Origin of the sequence: Streptomyces actinomycinicus (assembly GCF_016741775.1) — a bacterium.
GTDB classification, from domain to species: domain Bacteria; phylum Actinomycetota; class Actinomycetes; order Streptomycetales; family Streptomycetaceae; genus Streptomyces; species Streptomyces actinomycinicus.
Genome location: NZ_JAERRK010000010.1, coordinates 119,510 through 142,520 on the forward strand (window position 1 = coordinate 119,510; position 23,011 = coordinate 142,520).

The following is a 23,011-nucleotide window of genomic DNA, read 5'->3' on the forward strand; positions in this document are numbered from 1 at the left end:
GCCATTACAGCGCGTGTGGACCGTCGGCGCAGCCCCTGCGCGCCGGCTCGGCGGACATGGCGCGGATGCCCTTGCCGAAGGTGGCCGTCACCGCGGCGGCGGTGACCAGCAGGGGGAAGACGAGCATGGCGGCGACCGGGCTGAAACGGGCCAGCAGGGCGCCGGCCAGGGCGGGGGCGAGCGCGGCGGCCGAGCCGGCGGCCAGCAGCACGCCGCTGACCACGCGGCCTTGCAGGTGGTCCGGTGTGACGGCGGCCTGGTGGGCGAAGAGGGCCGCGTTCGCCGTCGGGCCGAGGAACACGGCCGCGGCCAGGGGTACGGCGGCGAGGACGGTGCCCGCCAGCAGCGTGCTCACCGCCATCAGTGCGGCGGTCGCCCAGCACAGCAGTCTGATCAGGGCCGGCAGCCGCAGCCGCCGCTGGAGGGCGGGCGCCGCGAGGGCGCCGAGGAGGCCGCCCAGCGCGAAGACGGTGCCTGCGAGGCCCACCAGGAACGGGGAGACGCCGGCCCGGCGCAGGGCGAGGGTCATCGCGAAGATCATGCCGGTGAAGGCCATGTTCAGCGGAGCGGCGATCACCAGCAGGGCGCGCAGGAAGGGGTGTTCCAGCAGGAACCGCAGGCCCTGTGCGGCGGAGGCGTCGGCGGACGGGGCCGCCGCTTCCGGCCGGGCCTCCTGCAGGGGCCGCCGGATGAGGGAGACGGCCAGCAGGGAGAGCACGTAGCTCAGCGCGTTGCCGAGGAAGGGGAGGGCACGGCCCAGCCCGAACAGCAGGCCGCCGAGCGGCGGACCGGCCAGCGCGACGCCGTAGGTGCGGGCCTCGTTGCGGGCGACGGCGCCGGTGAGCTGGCCGGGGCGGACCAGGTTGCGCACGGAGGCGTGCTCGGCGGTGCTGAAGACGGCCGTGGCGGCGGCACCGGTGACCACCACGGCGAGGACGACCGGCAGACTTGCGGTGCCCCTGGTGACCGCCCAGCCCAGGAGGGCGTAGCCGACGAGCCGCAGCAGGTCGCAGGCGATCATCAGCCGGCGCCGGTCGAGACGGTCGGCGAGGACACCGGCCGGCAGCCGGAACACCAGGGTGGTGACGAGCCCGGCGGTGCCGACGAGGCCGGCGCGCGCCGGGGACCCGGTCTGCTGGAGCACCAGCAGGGGCAGTGCGAGTTCCACCATGGCGCCGCCCAGGTCGGACAGGCACTGACCGGTCCACAGCAGATTGAAGTCCCGGTTCCGCCACAGCCCCGGGGCCGGCCGGGGGGCCGCCGCGTCGGCGGCCCCCTCGCCGAGCGGAGCCCGGCTCATACGGAGCCCTCGACGGCACCGGCACCGTCCGCGACGGGCCCGGCACCGGCACCGTCCGCGACGGCCGCCGCGCGGGCTGTGTCCGACGCGCTCCCAGCCCACGCCGCCCCGGGGACGCCCTTCACATCGTCGTCCGCCCCGGCCGCACCCGGCATCCCAGCGTCCGGCATCCCGGCGGCGTCCGACGCCGACCGGGCCGTGTGGGAAGCGCTCGCCGGCTCCGGGTCCCTCGGCGTCTCCGGGTCCTTCGTGGGGATGACCAGCAGCTTCGTGACGGAGCCGTCGTCGGCCACGACGTCCCGGACGTGCCGGAAGCCCAGACGGCGGCACATCGCCAGGCTGGCGGTGTTCTCGGCGCCGACCATGCCGTACGCCTCGGTCAGCCCGAGGTTGTCGGCGGCGTGCCGGAGCAGGCCCCGCACCGCCTCGCCGCCCAGGCCGCGCCCCCAGTAACCGGGGGCGAGCGCGGTGACGAGTTCGTGGCCGTCGACGTTGCCGGTGGGTTTCACCTCGGCGTGACCGACGTAGGCGCCCGCCGTCCACAGGCCCCACACGTCGAACCGGCCCTGGGGGTAGACGTCGGTGAGGATGGCGCGGAACAGCTCGCGCAGCTGCGGTTCGGGCACGAGGTCCTGTCCCATCCAGCGGCACACCTCGGCGTCGCGCAGCAGGGCGACGAAGTGGTCCTCGTGTTCGGGTCGGTAGGGGAGGAAGTCCAGGCGTTCGGTGCGCAGGACGGGGGTCATGGCGGGCTCCTCGGGTGAGATGCGGTGCGGTGGGGGCCGAGGGCGGTGGGGCGCCGGGACGGCGACGCGTGGGCGGTGAGACGGCAACGCCGGGGGACGGCGACGCGTGGGGGGCGGCGACGCGTGGAGGCGGCGACGCCGGCGGGCACGGCGGCGCGCGGGGGCGACGGCGCGTGCGGGGTGGGGTGCCGGGCCGGCGTGGTTACGCCGGCCCGGCCCGTGTCGGTGTGCCGGTGTGTCGGTCGGGGCGGGGCGGGGCGTCAGCCGCCCGCGTTCTCCATGCGCTCGCGGAGGCTCTTGGGCCGCATGTCGGTCCAGACCTCGTCGACGTAGGCGGAGCACTCGGCCTCGGTGCCCTCCTTGCCGACGGGCTGCCAGCCGGCGGGCACCTCGATGTCGGCGGGCCAGAGGGAGTACTGCTCCTCGTCGTTGCGCAGCACCTGGTAGCGGGTGTTCTCGTCCATGTCGCCTTCTTTCGTCGGTCTCAGTCGGTGGTTCGTCGGTCGTTCGTCGGTCTTGCGGCGGTCGTCCGCCGGTCTCAGTCGGTCGTTCCTCGTCCGGTTCGGGCGGTCGCGGGTCGTCGGGGCGCGGGGGGCCCGGGGACCGTGCCGGGCGGCGCGCCGGGGCGGTGCCTCACGGGGCGGGCGGGCCGTCACCTGCCTCCCCGGGCGTGCCGGGCGAGGTGGCGCAGGGCCGCGGCGAACTCCTCGGCCACCCGGCGCACGGTCGCCGTGTCGTGGACCCCGGGCCGGTGGTGCCAGGTGAAGGCGAGCCGGCCGTGCTGCACCGCGCCCACCACCTCCACCAGGTGGGAGCCGGGGTCCCGGGGGTCGTGGTCCTGTCCGAAGGAGCCGTGTTCGGCGCGGACCAGGCCGCCGTCCGCGGCCTCGGGGCGGGCGTCCCACTGGCCGAGGTAGTTGAACACCACCTGGCTGTGGGCCCGGGCTCCGAGGCGCCCGCGGACCTCCGCGGTGCCGAACGTGCGCAGGGCTCCGTAGCCGATGCCGTTGCCGGGCACGGCGCGCAGCTGGCGGCGCACCGACTTGACCAGGGACCGCCAGTCGCGGTCCGGTCCGAGGTCGCCGGGGTCGGGCACCTGGAGGGCGACCGGGTAGACGGTGGTGAACCAGCCGACGGTACGGGAGAGGTCGACGCCGTCGAGCAGGTCCTCGCGGCCGTGCCCCTCCAGGTCCACACGGACCCGGTCGTGTCCGGTCCAGCGGGCCAGCGCCAGGGCGAGGGCGGCGAGCAGCACGTCGTTGACCCGGGTGCGGTAGGCGGTGGGCGCGGAGCGCAGCAGGGCCGCGGTGTCGTCCTCGTCGAGTTCCACACTCACCGTGGCGGCCGGTCCGGCCTCGGCCGCGGGGGCCGGGTCCGCCGGGGCCGGCTCGCTGTCCACCGCCCGCTCCCAGTGGGGCAGTTCGTGGTCGAGGCCGCCCTCGGCGACATGGGCGGCCAGGCGCCGGGACCACTCGCGGAAGCTGGTGCCGCGCTCCCCCAGGGTGACCGGACCGCCGTGGCGGGCCTGCCGGTAGGCGGTCTCCAGGTCGTCGCGCAGGATGCGCCAGGAGACGGCGTCCACCACCAGGTGGTGCACGACGAGGAGCAGGAACACCGGCCGGTCCGGGCCCCCGGTGAACAGGGCCGCCCGCAGTTGCGGGCCGTGGGCCAGGTCGAAGCTCGCGTGCAGTTCGTCGGCGGCCTTCGCCATGGCCGCGTCGGCGTCCTCGGCCGAAAGCCCGGTCAGGTCGTGCCGGACGAGGACGTCGTGGCCGGTGGCGGGCGGCGGGTTGTACTGCCGCCAGCCGTGCTCGTCCCGGGTGAAGCGCATGCGCAGGGCGTCGTGGTGCTCCAGCAGGGCGTCGAGCGCGGCGCGCAGCGCCTGCGGGTCGGGGCGGCCGTCGAGTTCCAGCAGTGCCGACTGGTTGAAGTGGTGGTGGGCGGCGCGGTGAGTGGTCAGGAACCACTCCTGGATCGGGGTGAGCGGCACCTCGCCGGTCACCGGGCCCTCGGCGGAGCGCCGGGGCGCGGTACGGACGACGGTGGCGAGTTCGGCGACGGTCTGGTGGGTGAACAGGTCCCGGGTGGCCACGTGCAGGCCGTCGCGGCGCAGCCGCGAGACGACCTGCATGCTCAGGATGGAGTCGCCGCCGAGCGCGAAGAAGTTGTCGTCGGCGCCGACCTCCTCGATGCCGAGCACGTCGGCCCAGATACGGGCGACACGGCGTTCGGTGTCGGTGCGCGGCGCGGTCCGCGGTCCGTCCCCGGCCTGGGCGGGACCGGGCGCGGGCAGGGCCCGCCGGTCGGTCTTGCCGTTCGGGGTGAGCGGCAGCCGGTCGAGCCGGACGAAGACCGACGGCACCATGTGCGGGGGCAGCAGCCCGGCCAGGTGAAGCCGCAGTTCCCCGACGGGCAGCGCGGTGCCGGCCGGCGTGTCCCGGGAGGATCCCGCACCGGACGGCACCCCGCCGGACGGCTCCGTACCGCGGGGCTCCCCGCCGGAGGACGCGCGGGGCTCCCCGCTGGAGGACGCCCTACCGCGGGGCTCCGTGCCGCCGGGCTCCGTGCCGCCGGGGGCCGTGCCGCCGGGCTCCGTGCCGCCGGGAGCGGTGCCGGAGGGCCGGGACGGGACGACGTAGGCGACCAGCCGGTCCGGCGCGCCGGGTGTCTCCCCCGCGCGTACGACCACCACGGCGTCCCGGACCAGGGGGCTGCGGCGCAGCGCGCTCTCGATCTCGCCGGGTTCGATGCGGAAGCCGCGCAGCTTGACCTGGTCGTCGGCGCGTCCGGCGAACCGGAGCCGGCCGTCGGCGGTCCAGCGGACGAGGTCCCCGGTGCGGTACATCCGCTCCCCCGGCGCGCCGAACGGGTCGGGCAGGAACCGCTGGGCGGTGAGTCCCGGCCGGCCCAGGTAGCCGCGGGCGAGGCCGGGCCCGGCGACGTACAACTCGCCGGTGACGCCGGGCGGTACGGGGCGCAGGGCGGTGTCGAGCACATGGACGCGGGTGCCGCCGGAGGGGCGGCCGATGGGCGGTGCGCCGGCGCCGGGCGCGAGCGGGCCGGTCCAGGTGGCGACCACGGTGGCCTCGGTGGGGCCGTAGGAGTTGATCATCCGGCGGCCGGGGGCCCAGATGTCGACCAGGTCGGCCGGACAGGCCTCCGCGCCGACGATGAGGGTGCGCAGGCGGGGCAGGGCGGCGGCGGTCTCCGGCGGCACCGTGGCCAGCGCCGCCGGCGGGATCAGCGTGTGGCTGATGCACCGTTCGGCGAGCACCTCCGCGAGCCGTTCCCCGACCAGCGGCCCTTCCTCGCCCGTCACCAGCGCGGCCCCGCTGAGCAGGGAGACGCACAGTTCCAGCACGGAGGCGTCGAAGCTCGGGGAGGCGAACTGGAGCACCCGGTCGCCCGGGCCCGCCGCGTACTGCTCGGCGGCTGCCGCCGCGAAGGAGGCGAGGCCGCGGTGCGTGACGACGACGCCCTTGGGGGTGCCGGTGGAGCCCGAGGTGTAGATGACGTAGGCGGGGTGGGCAGGGGTGAGCGCGCTGGTGCGGTCGGCGTCGGTGGGTGCCGTCTCCGGCCCGTCGGCGGTCCATACCTCGGCCGGGTCGCCAAGGACGAGGTGGGCGCCGGCGTCCCGGATCATGAAGTCCCGGCGCTGCTCCGGATAGGCGGGGTCCACGGGCAGGAACGCTCCGCCGGCCTTGGCGACGGCGAGCTGCGCCACCACGGTCGCCGCCGAGCGGGGCAGCGCGAGGGCCACCACGCGCTCGGGTCCGACGCCGTCCCGGACGAGCCGGTGGGCCAGCCGGTTGGCGGCCCTGTCGGCCTCCGCGTAGGTCAGCTCGCGGTCGCCGTCGATCAGGGCCACCGCGTCCGGCGTACGGGCCGCCTGCCGCTCGAACAGGGCGGGCAGGGTGGTCTCGGGCACCGGGCGGAAGGTGCCACGGCCCTGCTCCAGCAGGGTCTTCAGCTCGTCGTCGCAGGTCAGCGGCAGCGCGCCGAGCGGGCGGCCGGGGTCCTCGGCGACGGCGTGCAGCAGGGTGCCGAGCTGTCCGGCCATGCGTTCGGCCGTGGCGGCGTCGAACAGGTCGGTGTTGTAGGTGAGCAGGCCGTGCAGGGCACCGGAGCCGCTCTCGGCGAACTCCAGGGTGAGGTCGAACGCGGCCTGCTCCGAGTCCGGTTCGACGTCGGTGACCTCCAGGCCGGGCAGGTCGAGGGCGGCTGCCGGGGTGTTCTGCAGGACGACCATCACCTGGAAGAGCGGGCTGCGGCTGGTGTCACGGACGGGCTGCACCTCGTCCACGACCCGTTCGAACGGCACGTCCTGGTGGGCGAAGGCGTCCAGGACGGTCTGCCGTACGTCGCCGAGGAAACCGGTGAACGGCCGGCCGGCCTCGGCGCGGGAGCGCAGCACCAGCGTGTTGACGAAGAACCCGACGAGGGACTGGACCTCGGGCCGGTCGCGGCCGGCGGTGACGGTGCCGACGGCGATGTCCTCGGCCCCGGAGAGCCGGGCGAGGTAGGCCTGGGCGGCGGCGACGAGCGCGGTGAACAGGGTGGTGCCGTGGTTCCGGGCGAGCCGGGTGAGCCGCCGCACGGTCGGGGCGGGCACCACCAGGCGGGTGGTCGCACCGGCGCTGGTCCGCACCGGCGGCCGGGGCCGGTCGGTGGGCAGCTCCAGCGGTGCGATGTCGGCGAGTCGCTCCTTCCAGTGGGCGAGGTGCTCGTCGGCCTCGGCGTCACCGGCCGTGCGCTGCCAGTGGGCGTAGTCCGCGTACTGCACCGGCAGTGGCGGCAAGTCCGCCTCCGTCACGCCGAGTTCGGCGCGGTAGAAGTGCGCGAGGTCGCCGAGCAGGACGGAGGTGGACCAGCCGTCGGTGACGATGTGGTGCAGGGCGAGGGTGAGGACGTGGTCGTGCGCGTCGAGCCGGGCCAGCCGGGCCCGCAGCAGCGGGCCCTCGCGCAGGTCGAAGGGGTGGGCGCGCTCCTCGGCGAGCAGCCGGCGCAGCGCGGGTCCCCGTGCCGCGTCGTCGAGCCGGGACAGGTCGTGCACGGGCAGCGGCACGTCCCGCGGCGGGTGGACGCGCTGGACGCCGTGCCCGTCGACGCTGTCGAAGGTGGTGCGCAGCGACTCGTGCCGGGCGACGACGGCGGTGAGGGCGGCCCGCAGCGCGCCTGTGTCCGGCGTGCCGCGCAGCCGCAGGGCGAGCGCGGTGACGTACTCGGCGCCGCCGGGTTCGAACTCGTGCAGGAACCAGAGGCGTTGCTGGGCGTGGGACATCGGCGCGACCGCGTCCCGGGCGACGGGGACGAGCGGCGGGCGGGCGGAGTCCCGCGGGTCGCCGAGCAGGCGGGCCAGGGCGGCCGGCGTGGGGTGGGTGAACACCGCGCGCGGGGTGAGGTCGGTGCCGAAGGCCTCGGCGAGGCGGGAGGCGAGCCGGATGCTGAGGATCGAGTCGCCGCCCAGCTGGAAGAAGTCGTCCTCCGCACCGGGTGGTTCGGTGCCCAGCACCTCGCCGAAGACGGCCGCCGTGCGTCGCTCGGCCTCGGTGCGCGGTTCGACCCGCGTACGGCCCGGCACCTGGTCCGGCGCGGGCAGGGCGGCCCGGTCGACCTTGCCGTTGCGGCTGAGCGGGAGGGCGGCGAGCGGGACGAAGGCGGCCGGGACGAGGTAGTCGGGCAGGGTGCGCGCGGCGAAGGCCCGCAGTTCCTCGCCGTTCCGGCCGGCCGGTCCGACGACGTACGCCACGAGCCGCTTGGCGCCCGGGCGGTCCTCCCGGGCGAGGACCGCCACGTCCTCGAGGTCCGGGTGGGCGCCGAGCGCGGCCTCGACCTCGCCGGGCTCCACGCGGAACCCGCGGATCTTCACCTGGTCGTCGGCGCGCCCGAGGAACTCGACGGTGCCGTCCGGGCGGCGCCGGGCCAGGTCGCCGGTGCGGTACATGCGGGTGCCGGGCGGTCCCAGGGGGTCGGCTAGGAAGCGGGCGGCGGTGTCGCCGGGGCGGCCCAGGTAGCCGCGGGCGACGCCCTCGCCGGCCAGATACAGCTCGCCCGGGCAGCCGGGCGGTACGGGTCGCAGCCGGGCGTCCAGGACGTGTGCCCGCATGTCGTCCAGCGGCCGGCCGATCGGAACCGTGCCGGGGACCGCCGCGGGGTCGGTGAGGGCGTGGCAGGTCGCGAAGGTGGTCGTCTCGGTGGGTCCGTAGCCGTCCACGACGGTCAGGCCGGGGCAGGCGGCCAGCACCCGGCGCACGGCCGGTGCCGGCACGACGTCACCGCCGGTCCACACCTGCGTGAGGCCCCGGAAGCAGTCGGGGGCGTCCTGGGCCAGCAGCCGGAACAGACCGGCGGTCAGCCACACCGCGGTCAGCCCGCCGTCGGCGGCCAGCCGGCGCAGCAGGGGTGCGTCGACGCTCTCGCCCGGGGCGACGACCACGCAGCCGCCGTTCAGGAGCGGCGCCCACACCTCGAAGGTGGCGGCGTCGAAGGCCACCGCCGAGTGCAGCAGCACGCGGTCGCACACTCCGTCGGCGAACCGGCTGTCGGTGGCCAGCGCCGCCACGTCCCGGTGCCGCACCGCGACCGCCTTGGGCAGACCGGTGGACCCGGAGGTGAACATGACGTACGCCAGCCGGTCGGGGTCGACGGCCGGCGCCGGCCCGGCAAGGCACCCGGACGGCACCTGCACCTCCGACGCTCCGGTACGGTGCGGCGACCGCTCGGCGACGCCCGCCGGCCCCGCGACGGTCCCGGTGGGAGCGCCGGACGGCGTCTCCTCCCCCGTGGTCGCGCCGCGTGCGGCGGTCACCTCCGCGGCGGTGAGCCGCACGGTCGCGCCCGCCTGGGTGAGCAGGGTGCGGCGGCGCTCCGCGGGGGCACGGGTGTCGACCGGGACGTAGGAGCCGCCGGCCAGGAGCACCGCGAGCTGGGCGACGACCAGTTCGGCGGAGCGGTCCATCAGCAGTGCCACCCGGTCCTCGGGAGCGAGCCCGCCGGCCAGCAGCCGTCCGGCCAGTGCGTGGGCCCAGTCGTTCAGCTGGCGGTACGTCAGTTGTCGCTCGCCGTCGTGCACCGCGGGCGCGTCCGGGGTGCGGCGGGCCTGCTCGGCGAACAGGTCCACGGGGCTGCGCGGGGCGGCCCGGCGGGCGGTGGTGTTCCAGGCGGCCAGCAGTTCGCGGTCGGCCGCGGTGAGCAGGTCCAGGGCCGCCAGGTCGGTGTCGAAGCCGTCGGCGAGGGCGGTGAGCAGGCCGGCCAGCCGGTCCGCGGCCCGCTCTGCGGTGCCCGGGTCGAACAGGGCGGGGTCGTAGGCCAGGTCGAAGCCGAGCCGTTCGGCCAGGTGGGCACGGAGGCACCAGGGGAAGGTGGTGGCGTCGTCGGCGCGGACCGCCTCGACCCGGACGCCCGTGCGGGCCGTCGCCGACTCGTCCACGGGGTAGTTCTCGAACACCACCATGCTGTCGAACAGCGCCTCGCCGGGCGGGACTTCGCTCGCGGCCTGGATACGGGGCAGGGCGAGGAAGTCGAAGCGGCGGGCGTCGCTCTGCCGTTCCTGGAGGTCGCGCAGCCACGGCAGCACCGGACCGGCGGGTATGCGCACCCGGGTCGGGACGGTGTTGATGAACATGCCGATCATGCTTTCGACGCCGGGCAGTTCGGCCGGGCGGCCGGAGACGGTGGTGCCGAAGACCACGTCGTCCCGGCCGCCGGAGCGGGCCAGCAGCAGCGCCCAGGCGGCCTCCACCACGGTGTTGACGGTCACCCCGGCGCGGGCGGCGGTCTCCCGCAGCCGCCCGGAGACCTCGGGATCCAGTTCACGGTGGACGGCGGCGGCCGAGCGGGCGCGGTGGGCCTCGGCGGGCGTGCGGTCGTACGGCAGCGGGGTGCGGGCGGTGAACCCGGCCAGGGCGTCGGCCCAGTGCCGTTCGGCCGCCGTCCCGTCCTGCTCGCGCAGCCAGTGCAGGAAGTCCGCGAAGGGCCGTCGTACGGGGGGAGCCGGATCCGGGCCGCCGGTGAGCGCCGCGTAGCGTTCGCAGACCTCGGTGAGCAGCTGTCCGGTGCTCCAGCCGTCGAGGACGATGTGGTGGGTGGACCACACCAGCAGCACCTCGTCGCCGGGCAGGGCAGCCAGGGTGATGCGGGTGAGCGGCGCGGTGGTGATGTCCATGCCGGCCGCGCGGTCCCGGTCGAGCAGCCGCTCGGTGGCCTCGGCGCGTTCGGCGGTGGTGAGCGCGCGCCAGTCGAGGTGGGTGACGGGCAGTTCGGTACGGCGGTGGACCACCTGGACCGGGTGCGGCAGGCCGTGCCAGTGGACGCTGGTGCGCAGCGCCGGGGTGCGGTCGGCGACCTGCTGCCAGGCGGCGGCGAAGGCCTGCGGGTCGGCGATGCCGGACAGGGTCACGGCGGTCCGGTCGAAGTAGGCGTGCTCGGTGTCCACGAGGCCGTGGAAGAGCATGCCGGACTGGAGCGGGGTCAGGGGCAGGACGTCCTCGACGTGCCGGCCGGTGCCGACGAGCCGGTCCAGCCGGTCCTGGCCGAGGCCGGCGAGGGGGAAGTCGGAGGGGGTGCGGCCGCCGGCCCCGGGGGCGGCGCAGTGGGTCACGATCTCCCGCAGGGCCGCGAGGGTGTCGTCGGCGAGCCGGCGGACGGTGGCCTCGTCGTAGACGGCCGGCGGGTAGGTCCAGCCGAGTTCGAGGCGGCCCTGCTGGACGACGCCGGTGATGTCCAGGAGGTAGGGCCTGGGTTCTTCCGGGTCGGTGTCGCGGCCGGCCGGGGGCAGTGCGCCGCGGAGCAGGCCGCCGGTGCCGGTGCCGTCGGTGTCCCATCGGCCGTGGTAGTTGAAGCCGATCTGCGGGGCGGGGGCCGCGGCGAGCGGGCTGCCGGGCCGGAGGTGGCGCAGGGCGCCGTGGCTCAGGCCGTGCAGCGGGACCGCACGCAGTTGTTCCTTGACCGAGCGGAGGGTGTGGTGCCAGCCGGCGTCCGGGGCGACGCGCAGGGCGAGCGGGAACTCGGCGGTGAACCAGCCGACGGTCCGGGACAGGTCGACGTCCGCGAACAGGTCCTCCCGGCCGTGGCCCTCGACGCCCAGCAGGACCGTGTCGCGTCGGCACCAGCGGGCCAGCGTGCGGCCGATGGCGCTGAGCAGGACGTCGTTGACCTGGGTGCGGTAGGTCTCCGGGACCTTGCGCAGCAGGGCGTCGGTCGTCTCCGCGTCCAGGGTGACGGTGAGGGTCGTGGCGGTGCCGTGGGTGTTCGGGCCGGGCCGGCCGGCGGGCAGTGCGGCCGGGGCGGCGGCGGTGCGCGTCCAGTACGGCAGGTCGGCGTCGAGGGCGCCGGCGCGGGTGTGCCGGTCGAGCCGGGCGGCCCAGTGGCCGTAGGACGTGCCGGTGGCGGGCAGTTCGACGGGCCGGCCGGCCGCCGCCGCCCGGTGGGCGGTCTCCAGGTCCGTGAGCAGGATCCGCCAGGAGACGCCGTCGATGACCAAGTGGTGGGCGGTCACGACCAGTTGAGCGGGCCGGTCCGGGCCGGGGTCGAAGTGCAGGACGCGGACGACCCGCCCGGTGGTGGGGTCGAGGGCGGCCTGTGCCTCGTCCGTCAGCCGCTGGACCTCGGCCTCCGGCACCGTGCCGTCGGGTGCGGCCACGTCGTGCCGGGTGAAGACGCCGTCCGGCACCGCCGGCAGCACGTCCTGGCGCCAGCCGTCGGCGGTGCGGCGGAACCGGGTGCGCAGGGCGGGGTGCCGGCGTACGAGGGCGTCGACGGCCGCCCGGAGCGCCGTCGCGTCGGTGCCGGGGGCGAGTTCGAGGCGCTGGGTCATGGTGAACCGGAGCCGCTGTCCGGGGTCGCGGCCGTCCAGGTACCAGTGCTGGATCGGGGTGAGCGGCGCCTCGGCCGGCTCCTCGGCGGCGGCCCGGCTCGGCACCGGCTCCCGTACCCGCAGGGCGAGTTCGGCGACCGTCTGGTGACGGAAGACGTCCTTGGTGGTGAGGGCCAGTCCGGCCTGCCGGGCGCGGGAGACGATCTGGATGCTCAGGATGGAGTCGCCGCCGAGCGCGAAGAAGTTGTCGTGGGCGCCGACGCGTGCGACGCCGAGCACCTCCGCCCAGATCGCGGCGAGGCGTTCCTCCGTGCCGGGCCGGGGGGCGACGTACGGGGTGGTGCCGTCGGGCTGTGCGGGCGGTGCGGGCAGGGCGCGCCGGTCGGTCTTGCCGCTGGTGGTGCGCGGGATGCGGGCGAGCGGCACGAACGCGGCGGGCACCATGTGGTCGGGCAGGGTGCGGCGCAGTGCGAGGCGCAGGGCGTCGGCCGACGGGGTGCGGCCGGCCACGGGCACCACGTAGCCGACGAGCATGAGGCGGCCGGCGTGTTCGCGTGCGGTGACCGCGGCGTCGGTGACGTCCGGGTGGTCGAGGAGGGCAGCCTCCACCTCGCCGGGTTCGATGCGGAACCCGCGGATCTTGACCTGTTCGTCCACCCGGCCGAGGAACTCCAACAGCCCGTCCCGGTCCCAGCGGACGCGGTCACCGGTGCGGTACATGCGCTCCCCCGGCGCCCCGAAGGGGTCGGGGACGAAGCGGGCGGCGGTGAGACCGGGCCGGTTCAGGTAGCCGCGGGCCACCTGGGCGCCGGCCAGGTACAGCTCGCCGGGTGTCCCGTGCGGTACCGGGCGCAGGGCGCCGTCGAGGACGTAGGCGCGCAGGTTGCCGCCGGGGCGGCCGATGGCCGGGCGGTCGGGCCGGTCGGCGCAGCGGCCGTAGACGGCGTCGACGGTGGTCTCGGTGGGCCCGTACATGTTGTACACGGTGACGCCCAGGTGCCGTTCGGCGCGCAGGAGTTCGCGCCAGCCGGCCGGGGTGACGGCCTCGCCGCCGACGAGCAGCAGGCCCGGGTGGTGGCGGCCGGGGGCGAGCAGCCCGGCGGCGGTCAGTTCGCGCAGGAAGGACGGGGTGACGTTGACGAGGTCGAGGCGGTGTGCGGCGACCTGGGCGCAGAACGCATGCGGGTCCAGGCGGGTGTCCTCGTCGATCAGGTGGACCTCGTGGCCGAGGGCGAGGAGCAGCGGGCCTTCCCAGGATGTGTCGAAGGAGAAGGAGGCGCTGAGTGCGGCCCGCAGCCGCCGTCCGCCGCCGGTGTGCGGGGCGAGCAGGTGCGCGCGGTGGTCGTGGCAGAGGTTGACCAGCTGCCGGTGTTCGACGGCGACGCCCTTGGGGCGGCCGGTGGAGCCGGAGGTGTAGACGATGTAGGCGGTGTGCTGCGGCAGCAGGGGCCGGACGCGGTCGCTGTCGGCCGGGTCGTGGGCGGGCAGCCGGTCCCAGGGGACGGCGGCGAGGTCGGTGAGCAGGGTGTGCGGGCGGGCGTCGGCGACGAGGAGATCCTGGCGTTCCTGCGGGAGTGCGGGGTCGAGGCAGAGCAGGGTGGCGCCCGCCTTGAGGACGGCGAGCAGCGCCACCATCAGGTCGGAGGTGCGCGGGAGCCGTACGGCGACCACGTCCTCGGGGCCGGCGCCGAGGGCGATGAGATGGTGCGCGAGCCGGTTGGCGCGCGAGTTCAGGGCGGCGAAGTCCAGGGTGGTGTCGCGGGCGGCCAGGGCGGTGTCGTGCGGGGTGCGGGCGGCCTGGGCCTCGAACAGGGCCGGGAAGGTGGTGTCCGGCTCGGGCAGCCGGGTGCCCTGCCCGAGCCGGAGGATCCGCCGGTGCTCGTCGTCGGTCAGCAGCGGCAGACGGCCGAGGGTCTGCCCGGGGTCCGCGGCGGCGGCCTCCAGGAGCAGGCGCAGCCGGGCGGCCAGGTGTTCGGCGGTGTCGGTGTCGAAGAGGCCGGTGTTGTACTCCAGGTGGCCGGTGAGGCCGTCGTCGCCCTCCACGAAGTCGAAGGCGAGGTCGAAGGTGGCGGTGCGCACCGGCGGGGTCACCGGCTCCGCCGTCAGACCGGGCAGTCGGGGCGGCTCGGCGCCGAGGTTGTGCAGGGCGACCATGACCTGGAACAGCGGGGTGCGGCTGGTGTCCCGCTCGGGCCGGAGGGCGTCGACCACCCGTTCGAAGGGCACCTCCTGGTGGGCGAACGCCTCCAGGACGGTCGTGCGTACCTCGGTCAGCAGCTCGCGGAACGTCAGGCCGGGCCGGATCCGGGCGCGCAGCACCAGCGTGTTGACGAACATGCCGACCATGTCGTGCAGTTCGGGCCGCTCCCGGCCTGCGGTGACGGTGCCGACGGTGACGTCCTCCTGGCCCGCCCAGCGGGCGAGGAGGGTCTGGCAGGCTGCCACCAGCGCCATGTAGAGGGTCGCGTCGGCCTCCCGAGCCCTTTCGCGCAGCCGCTCGGTCAGCGCGGCGGGCAGGGTGAAGGTCACCAGGGCGCCGTCGCGGGTGCGGACGGCGGGGCGCGGCCGGTCGGTGGGCAGTTCCAGCGGGCTCACGCCGTCCAGGGCCCGGCGCCAGTGGGCGAGTCCGGCCTCGGCGCGGTCCGCACGGGAGCGCTGCCAGGCGGCGAAGTCGCTGTAGCGCAGCGGGATTTCGGGCAGCTCGGGGCGGCGGTCCGTGAGGGCGGCCGTGTACAGCTCGCCCAGGTCGCGGGCGAGTACGCCGATGGACCAGCCGTCGGTGACGATGTGGTGCACGGCCAGGACCAGGACGTGTTCGTCGCTGGCGAGCCGCGCCAGAAGGGCTCGCAGCAGGGGTCCGGCGGCCAGGTCGAAGGGGGTGGCGGCCACCCGGTCGAGGAGGTCGTCCAGGGCTGCGTGGTCCGGGAGGTCCGTCACCGGCAGGTCCACGGGCCGCGGCGGGTGGACGAACTGGCGGGCCTGGCCGTCGTGTTCGGCGAAGGTGGTGCGCAGCGCCTCGTGCCGGGCGACCAGGCCGTCCAGGGCGGTCCGCAGGGCGGTGAGGTCGAGCGGTCCGCGCAGCCGCAGCACGGACAGGGTGGTGTATTCGGTGCTGCCCGGCTCGAACCGGTCGAGGAACCAGAGGCGTTGCTGCGCGTACGACAGCGGTGCCGGGGTGTCCGGGGCGGTGGCCGGGATGACATCGGCGCTGTCGCCGGCCCCGGACTCGTCCAGCGCGGCGGCGAGGCCGGACAGCGTGGAGTGGGTGAACAGCAGCCGGGGTGAGACGTCGGTGCCGAAGGCGGCGCGCAGCCGGGAGGTGACGCGGACGGCGAGGATGGAGTCGCCGCCGAGGGCGAAGAAGTCGTCGTCGGCGCCGACCTCGTCGGTGTCCAGCACGTCCGCCCAGGCTGCGGCGACGAGCCGTTCGGCGCGGGTGCGCAGGGGGGTCCGGGTGCCGTCGGCGGCGAAGCCGTCGGGTCCGGGTGCGGGCAGGGCGCGCCGGTCGAGCTTGCCGTTGACGGTGAGCGGCAGCGCGGTCATCGGCACATAGGCGGCCGGCACCATGTGCGCGGGCAGCAGCCCTTCGAGGTGGGCACGGAGTTCGGCGGCGGACGGCGGCGGGACGGCGCGGTCGCCGGTGCCGGTGCCGGTGCCGACGACGTGGGCGACGAGCCGGCGGGTCCCGGCGGTGTCCTCGTACACGCCGACGGTGGCGGCGCCGACGCCCGGGTGGCCGTGCAGGGCGGCCTCGATCTCGCCGGGCTCGATGCGGTAGCCGCGGATCTTCACCTGCTGGTCGGCGCGGCCCAGGTACTCCAGCGTGCCGTCGGCCCGCCAGCGGGCACGGTCACCAGTGCGGTACATGCGGGTGCCGGGCCGGCCGAACGGGTCGGCGGGGAAGCGGGCCGCGGTCAGGCCGGGCCGGTTCAGGTAGCCGCGGGCGAGTCCCTCGCCGGCGACGAACAGCTCCCCGACGGCACCCGGCGGCACCGGCTGGAGGGTGTCGTCGAGGACGTAGAGCCGCAGGTCGGGGATGCCGGTGCCGATGGAGCCGGCGGTGCCGGGGCGGGCGGCCCGGCGGTCCAGCGGGGCGTGGGTGACGTGCACGGTGGTCTCGGTGATGCCGTACATGTTGACCAGGCGGGGCGCGGTGTCCGGGTGGCGGGTGTACCAGTCGGCGAGTCTGCTCACGTCGAGGGCCTCGCCGCCGAAGATCACGGTGCGCAGGGCCAGCCGGGCGCTCACGTCGGGCAGTTCGGCGTCGGCGCGGATCAGCGGGTAGAACGCGGACGGGGTCTGGTTGAGTACGGTGACCTGCTCGTCGGCGAGCAGGCGCAGGAAGTCCTCCGGGGAGCGGGCGGTGTCCTCGGGGACGATCACCAGCCGGCCGCCGTGCAGCAGCGGGCCCCACAGCTCCCACACCGAGAAGTCGAAGGCGTAGGAGTGGAACAGCGTCCAGACGTCGTCGGTTCCGAAGCCGAACCAGTGCCGGGTGCGGGTGAACAGCCGGACCACGTTGGCGTGCGGGACGACGACACCCTTGGGGCGGCCGGTGGAGCCGGAGGTGTAGATGGCGTAGGCGGGGTTCTCGGGCCGCGCGCGGCCGGCGGGGCCGGCGGCCGGCCGGCGGGCCAGGTCGGCGCGCACGTCCCGGTCGTCGAGCAGGATCCGGGGTACGTCCGGGGCGGCCTCGGTCCGCCGGGTGGTCACCAGGGCGACCGGCTCGGCGTCGGCGAGCAGGTGCCGGACGCGCTCCCCGGGCAGGCCGGGGTCGATGGGCAGGTAGGCGGCGCCGGTCCTGAGCACGGCGAGCACGGCGACGACGAGGTCGGTGGAGCGGGGCAGCGCGAGGGCCACGAACGTCTCCGGTCCGGCGCCGAGTTCGGCGAGCCGGTGGGCGAGACGGCCCGCCCGTGCGTCCAGGGTGGCGTAGTCGAGCCGTTCGCCGCCGCAGGTGACGGCCTCGGCGTGGGGGGTGCGGGCGGCCTGGGCGGCGAAGAGGGCGTCCAGGGTGTCGGCGGGCCGGCCCTCGTCGGTGCCGTTCCAGTCGGCCAGCATGCGCCGCCGCTCCTCGGCGGTGGTCCAGGAGAGGGCGCGCAGGGGCCGGCCGGGGTCGTCGGCCAGCTCGGTGAGCAGCAGGCACAGCCGGCCGGCGATGTCGCGTACGGTCGTCGCGTCGAACAGCTCGGGGTCGTAGGCGAGGTCGAAGCCGAACCGCTCGCCCTGGTAGGCCCGCAGCACCAGCGGGTAGTTGGTGGCGTCGCGCGAGGAGACGTCCACGAGGCGAATGCCGGTCGTGGCCGAACGCGCGGCGTCGAAGGGGTAGTTCTCGAAGGCGACCATGCTGTCGAACAGCGCGCTCCCGGCGGGCACGTCGCTCAGCGAGGTCAGCTCGGCGAGGGACGCCGCCGCGAACCGGCGCGCATCGGCCTGGGCCTCCTGGAGTTCCCTGAGCCAGGCGGCGGCGGTACGGCCGCCGTCGACGCGGACGCGGGTGGGCAGGGTGTTGATGAACATGCCCACCATCGACTCGGCGCCGGGCAGGTCGTCGGGGCGGCCGGAGACGGTGGTCCCGAACAGCACGTCCGGTTCGGCGCTGTAGCGGGACAGCAGCAGCGCCCAGGCGCCCTGCACCACGGTGCCGAGGGTCAGTCCGGCCGTCCGGGCGGTGCGGGCCAGCCGGGCGGAGACCTCGTCGGACAGCGCGGCCGTGTGCACGCCCGCGGACCGGGTCTCGTGCCCCGCGCGGCGGACCCGGTCGGCGGGCAGCGGGGTGGGCGTGGCGAACCCGTCGAGGACGGTCCGCCAGTACGTGCGGGCTGTCGCGGAGTCCTGGCCCGCCAGCCAGCGCACGTAGTCGGCGAACGGCCGGCGCGCCGGGGGCCGGGGTGCGGCGCCGGTGGTGAGGGCCGCGTACTCCTCGAAGACCTCGGTGAGCAGCTGGGCGAGGCTCCAGCCGTCCAGGATCAGGTGGTGGGAGGTCCACAGCAGGTGCAGCCGGGCGTCGGGCAGGCGGACGAGGGTGAGCCGCATCAGGGGGGCCGTGCCGAGGTCGAGGCCGCGGGCGAGGTCGTCGGCGCGCAGCCGGGTCAGCCGCTCGGCCCGTTCCGCGGCGTCCAGCTCCCGCCAGTCCAGCCGGGTGACGGGTACCTCGACCCGGCGGTGCACGACCTGGAGCGGCACCGGTACGCCCTCCCACACCACCGAGGTGCGCAGGGCGGGGGTGCGGTCGGTCACCCGCTGCCAGGCCAGGGCGAGGGCGTCCGGGTCGGTCACCCCGTCCAGCAGCAGTGCGGCCTGGTCGACGTACACGTCGTCGGGTCCGCCGACCAGCCGGTGGAAGAGCATGCCCTCCTGCAGCGGGGTGAGCGGCAGCAGGTCCTCGACGTCCCGGCCGTCGCCCGCGAGGCGGTCCACGCCGGCCTGGTCGAGGCGGGCCAGCGGGAAGTCGGAGGGGGTACGGCCGCCCGCGCCGGGGCGGGCGCAGTGCTCGGCGATGCCGGCGAGCGCCCGCACCATGCCCTCGGCCAGGTCCCGGACGGTGCCCTCCCGGTGCACCCGGTCGCTGTAGTGCCAGGTGATCTCCAGCTCGCCGTCGGCCACCAGGGCGGACACGTCGAGCAGGTGGTCCAGCGGTGCCGCGGGGTCCATGTCCCGGCCCGGTACGTCGGCGACGGGCGCGAAGTCGCCTCCGGCGGGCGCCTCCCACTGGCCGTGGTAGGTGAAGCACACCTGCGGCAGCGGCCGTTCGCCCAGGGCGCGTGCCTCCGGCCGGGGCGAGCCGAGGTGGCCCAGCGCCTGGTGGCCCAGCCCGCGGCGGGGCACGGCCCGCAGCCGTTCCTTGACGGACTTCAGGGTGGCTCCCCAGTCGTCCGCCGGGGTCAGGGTGACCGGGTACTGGGTGGTGAACCAGCCGACCGTACGGGACAGGTCGGCGCCCTCGGCGAGGTCCTCCTCGCGGCCGTGGCCCTCCAGGGCGACGGTCACCCGGTCGGTGCCCGTCCAGTCGGCCAGCACCCGGCCCAGCGCGCTCAGCAGCACGTCGTTGACCTGGGTGCGGTACACGCCCGGCACCCGGCGCAGCAGCGCCTCGGTGGTGGCCCGGTCCACCCGGGTGCGGACGGTGCGCACGGACCCGGCGAGCGGGGTGCCGGGGAGGTCGACGGGGAGCGGGGTGCGCGGCAGCGCCGCTTCCTCGGTCCAGTGCGGCAGGTCGGCGTCGAGGTCGCCGGCCCGGACCCGGTCGGCCAGGGTGTGCGCCCACTCGGCGAACGGGGTGTGCTCGGGCTCCGGGCGGGGCTCCTCGCCGGCCGCCGCCTGCCGGTAGGCCAGTTCCAGGTCGGTGAGCAGCACCCGCCAGGAGACGCTGTCGACCGCCAGGTGGTGGGCGGTGAGGAACAGCCGCGGGCGTTCGCCGCCGGTCAGCAGGGCCGCGCGCAGCAGGGTTCCGGTGGCCGGGTCCAGGGCCGAGCGGGCGGTCTCCGCGGCCTCGGCGGGTGGGGTGCCTGGGGCGTGGCGGGTCAGGAGGCCGGTGGCCGGGCCGGCGCCCGGGTGCTGCCGCCAGGTGCCGTCCTCGCGGGTGAAGCGGGTGTGCAGGGCCGGGTGCCGGGCCACCACGGCGTCCAGCGCCCGGCCGAGGGCCCGCTCGTCGAGGTCGTGGGGCAGGTCGAGCAGCATCGACATGCTGAAGTGGCGCAGCGGTCCGTGCGTGGCGAAGAACCACTCCTGGACGGGGGTGAGCGGGGCGGGTCCGTCCGGGTGCGGGCGGCGGGGCGCCGGCACGGCGGCGGTCCGGTGGGCCGCGGCGGCGGCCAGGTCGGCGACCGTCTGGTGCCGGAAGACGTCCTGCGAGCCGAGGTGCAGGCCCGCGGCACGGGCCCGGGAGACGGCCTGGATGCTGAGGATCGAGTCGCCGCCCAGCTCGAAGAAGTTGTCCGTGACGCCCACCCGGGCCACTCCGAGCACCTCGGCCCAGATGCCGGCCAGGGTCTCCTCGCCGGGGGTGCGCGGGGCGACGAACTCCCGTTCTCCGTCGGTGTTCTCGGGGGCCGGGAGGGCACGGCGGTCCAGTTTGCCGCTGGTGGTCAGCGGCAGCGTGTCCAGCACGGTGAAGGAGGACGGCACCAGGGCGTCGGGCAGCACCCGGCGCAGGGCGGCCCGCAGTTCGGCGGGGGCGGGCCGGGGTGTGCCGGTCGCGGGGACGACGTAGGCGGCGAGGCGGGTGTGGCCGTGGGGGCCGGGCATGGCGACGACCGCGGCGGCGGCGACGGTGGGCAGCGCGAGCAGGGCGGCCTCGATCTCGCCGGGCTCGATACGGTGGCCGCGCACCTTGATCTGGTCGTCGGCGCGTCCGAGGTAGTCGAGGCGGCCGTCGGCGGTCCAGCGGGCCAGGTCGCCGGTGCGGTACATCCGCTGTCCCGGCGCGCCGAAGGGGTCGGCGACGAAGCGGGCCGCGGTCAGGCCCGGGCGGCCGGCGTAGCCCCGGGCGAGCTGGGCGCCCGCGAGGTACAGCTCACCGCCGACTCCGGGCGGCACCGGCTGGAGCCGGTCGTCGAGCACGTACGCCCGCACTCCGGGCAGGGGACGGCCGACCAGCGGGCGGTTCCCTCCGTCGATGCGGCAGGACAGCGCGTCGACGGTGCACTCGGTGGGGCCGTAGAAGTTGTGGGCGGTGACGTCCGGGTGGGCGGCCAGCTCGCGCCAGAGCGCCGGTCCGACCGCCTCGCCGCCGAGCATGAGGACCCGGGGGCGGTGGCGGGGGTCGGTGAGCAGTCCGGCGGGCAGCAGCTGCCGCAGGTAGGAGGGGGTGACGTCGAGGAAGTCGATCCGGTGCGCGACGACGTACTCGACCAGGGCGGCCGGGTCCATGCGGGTGGCCTCGTCGATCAGGTGCAGCGGATGGCCGTCGGCCATCAGCAGCACGCCTTCGAGGGAGGTGTCGAAGGAGAAGGACGCGGTGAGCGCGACCCGCAGCGGGCCGCCGCCCGCCTCGGCGACGAAGCCGGCCCGGTGGGCGGCCAGCAGGTTGGCCGCCGCGCGGTGGGGCACGGCGACGCCTTTGGGGCGGCCGGTGGAGCCGGAGGTGTAGATGACGTACGCGGTGTGGTCCGGGTCCGGCGGGGTGCGCCGGCCGGTGTCGGCCGGGTCCGGGCCGGGGGCGGTCGTGGGCACGGCGCGCAGGGCGGCCTCGTCCAGCACGAGGGCCGGGCGGGCGTCGTCCAGCAGGAACCGGACCCGTTCCTCGGGCAGGGCCGGGTCCAGGGGGAGGTAGCCGGCTCCGGACTTCCAGACGGCGAGGATCGCGACGATCATGTCGGCGGTGCGCGGCAGCCGCAGCGCCACCAGCCGTTCGGGACCGGCGCCCTGGGCGACGAGGTGGCGGGCGAGCCGGTCGGCGCGGGCGTCGAGCGTGCCGTAGTCCAGCCGTTCGCCGCCCGCGACCAGGGCGAGGGCGTCGGGGGTCCGGGCCGCGCGGCGTTCGAACAGTTCGGGGTACGTGGTGGCCGACGCGGGCAGCGGGGCGGGGTTCCAGTCGTGGACGACCCGCCGGGTCTCCTCCGCGGAGAGCAGGGGCAGGCTGCCCAGCGGGCGGTCGGGGGCGGCGCAGGCGCCGTCCAGCAGGAGGATCAGCTGGCCTGCCATCCGCTCGGCGGTGGCCGTGTCGAACAGGTCGGTGCGGTACTCCAGCAGACCGGTCAGGCCGTCCCCGTCCGGCACGAACTCGATGCTCAGGTCGAAGGTGGCCGCCTGGCGGGGCACGGTGACCGGGGTGGTGGCGAGCCCGCGCGGGGCGGTCGCGGCGGGCGGGGCGGGGTGCAGCAGGACCAGCACGTCGAACAGCGGGTTGCGGCCGGCCTCGCGGGGTGCGCCCACCGCCTCCACGATCCGCTCGAACGGCGTGTCGCCGTGGGCGAACGCGTCACCCACCGTCTCGGCCGCCCGGGCCAGCAGGTCGCGGAAGGACCCGGAGACGTCCACCGGGGTGCGCAGCACGACGGTGTTGACGAAGAACCCGACGGTCCGTTCGAGGTCGGTGCGGGACCGGCCGGGGGTGAGGGAACCGACGGTGATGTCGTCCTGGCCGGACCAGCGGGCCAGCAGCGCTTGGGCGGCGGCGACGAGGGCGGTGTGCAGGGTGCTGTGCTGTTCTCTGGCGAGGTCGCGCAGACGTGCGGTCAGGCGGGCCGGTACGGCGAAGGTGTGGACGGCGCCCTCGCCGGCCTCCTCGCCGCGCCGCGGCCGGTCCAGCGGCAGCTCCGGTGCCGTCGCGCCGGCCAGTTTGCCCTTCCAGTGGGCGAGTTCGCCTTCGAGACGGGGACCCGAGAGCTGAGCGCGCTGCCACGCCGCGAAGTCCGGGTACTGCGTGGCCACCGGTGGCAGGTCCGGCGAGGCACCGTGCGCGAGGGCGTCGTAGGCGGTGCACAGCTCGTCCAGGACGACGCCCATCGACCAGCCGTCCGTGATGATGTGATGAGCCGTCAGCAGCAGGACGTGCGAGGTCGTGGACTCGCGCAGCAACAGGGCGCGCAGCAGGGGGCCGTGCCGCAGGTCGAAGGGCCGGGAGTACTCCGCCAGCAGGTCCGCCTCAAGGTCACCGGCGTCCCGGACCGGCAGCGGTACCGGGGCCGCCGGGTGCACGCGCTGCACCGGGCGGCCGTCGGTCTCCTCGAAGGTGGTGCGCAGGGCCTCGTGCCGGGCCACGACGGCGGCCAGGGCGGCGCGCAGCGACTCGTGGTCCGGTGCGCCGGTGAGGCGTACCGCGACCGCGCTGTTGTAGCGGGCGTCGCCGGGCCGCAGCCGGTCCAGGAACCACAGGCGCTGCTGTGCGAAGGACAGCGGCAGCGGGCGGTCGCGGTCGGCGCGCGGGATGCCCGGCCGGGCGGCCGGCGCGGCCCCGCCGGCCGCCCGGCCGGAGAGCCGCCGCCGCAGTGCCTCCCGCAACTCCTCGGGCAGCGCCTCGGCCCGATCCCGCAGGGACGGCCGGGAGGGCTGCGCCGAACCGGAAGGCGGGCCGGACCGGGAAGGCTGGGCGGAGCCGGAGGGCTGGACAGCGCCAGAAGGCTGCGCGGCGCCGGAAGGCTGGGCGGAGCGGGAAGGCTGCTCGGAGCCGGAGGGCTGCGAAGGGGTCGAAGACGTCATGGTCGTCGG

General features: G+C 76.1%; 4 protein-coding genes. All 4 read right to left on the bottom strand.

The window, feature by feature from the left end; all coding sequences use genetic code 11:
• Positions 1-4: 4 nt before the first annotated feature.
• The gene (locus JK359_RS20925) at positions 5-1,300 is read right to left on the bottom strand and encodes an MFS transporter (RefSeq protein ID WP_201837771.1); all 1,296 of its coding nucleotides are present in this window, start codon (positions 1,298-1,300) and stop codon (positions 5-7) included.
• Positions 1,297-2,046 carry a GNAT family N-acetyltransferase gene (locus tag JK359_RS20930; RefSeq protein ID WP_307788206.1) on the bottom strand — a complete coding sequence of 250 codons (750 nt, stop codon included), beginning with the start codon at positions 2,044-2,046 and terminating at the stop codon, positions 1,297-1,299. Before JK359_RS20930 ends, JK359_RS20925 begins: the two co-directional genes overlap by 4 nt.
• Positions 2,047-2,306: 260 nt before the next feature.
• Positions 2,307-2,510 carry an MbtH family protein gene (locus tag JK359_RS20935; RefSeq protein ID WP_201837780.1) on the bottom strand — a complete coding sequence of 68 codons (204 nt, stop codon included), beginning with the start codon at positions 2,508-2,510 and terminating at the stop codon, positions 2,307-2,309.
• Between the two features lie 188 nt (positions 2,511-2,698).
• On the bottom strand, positions 2,699-23,002 hold the full coding sequence (locus JK359_RS20940) for a non-ribosomal peptide synthase/polyketide synthase (RefSeq protein ID WP_201837783.1): 20,304 nt from the start codon (positions 23,000-23,002) through the stop codon (positions 2,699-2,701).
• Between the last annotated feature and the right edge of the window lie 9 nt (positions 23,003-23,011).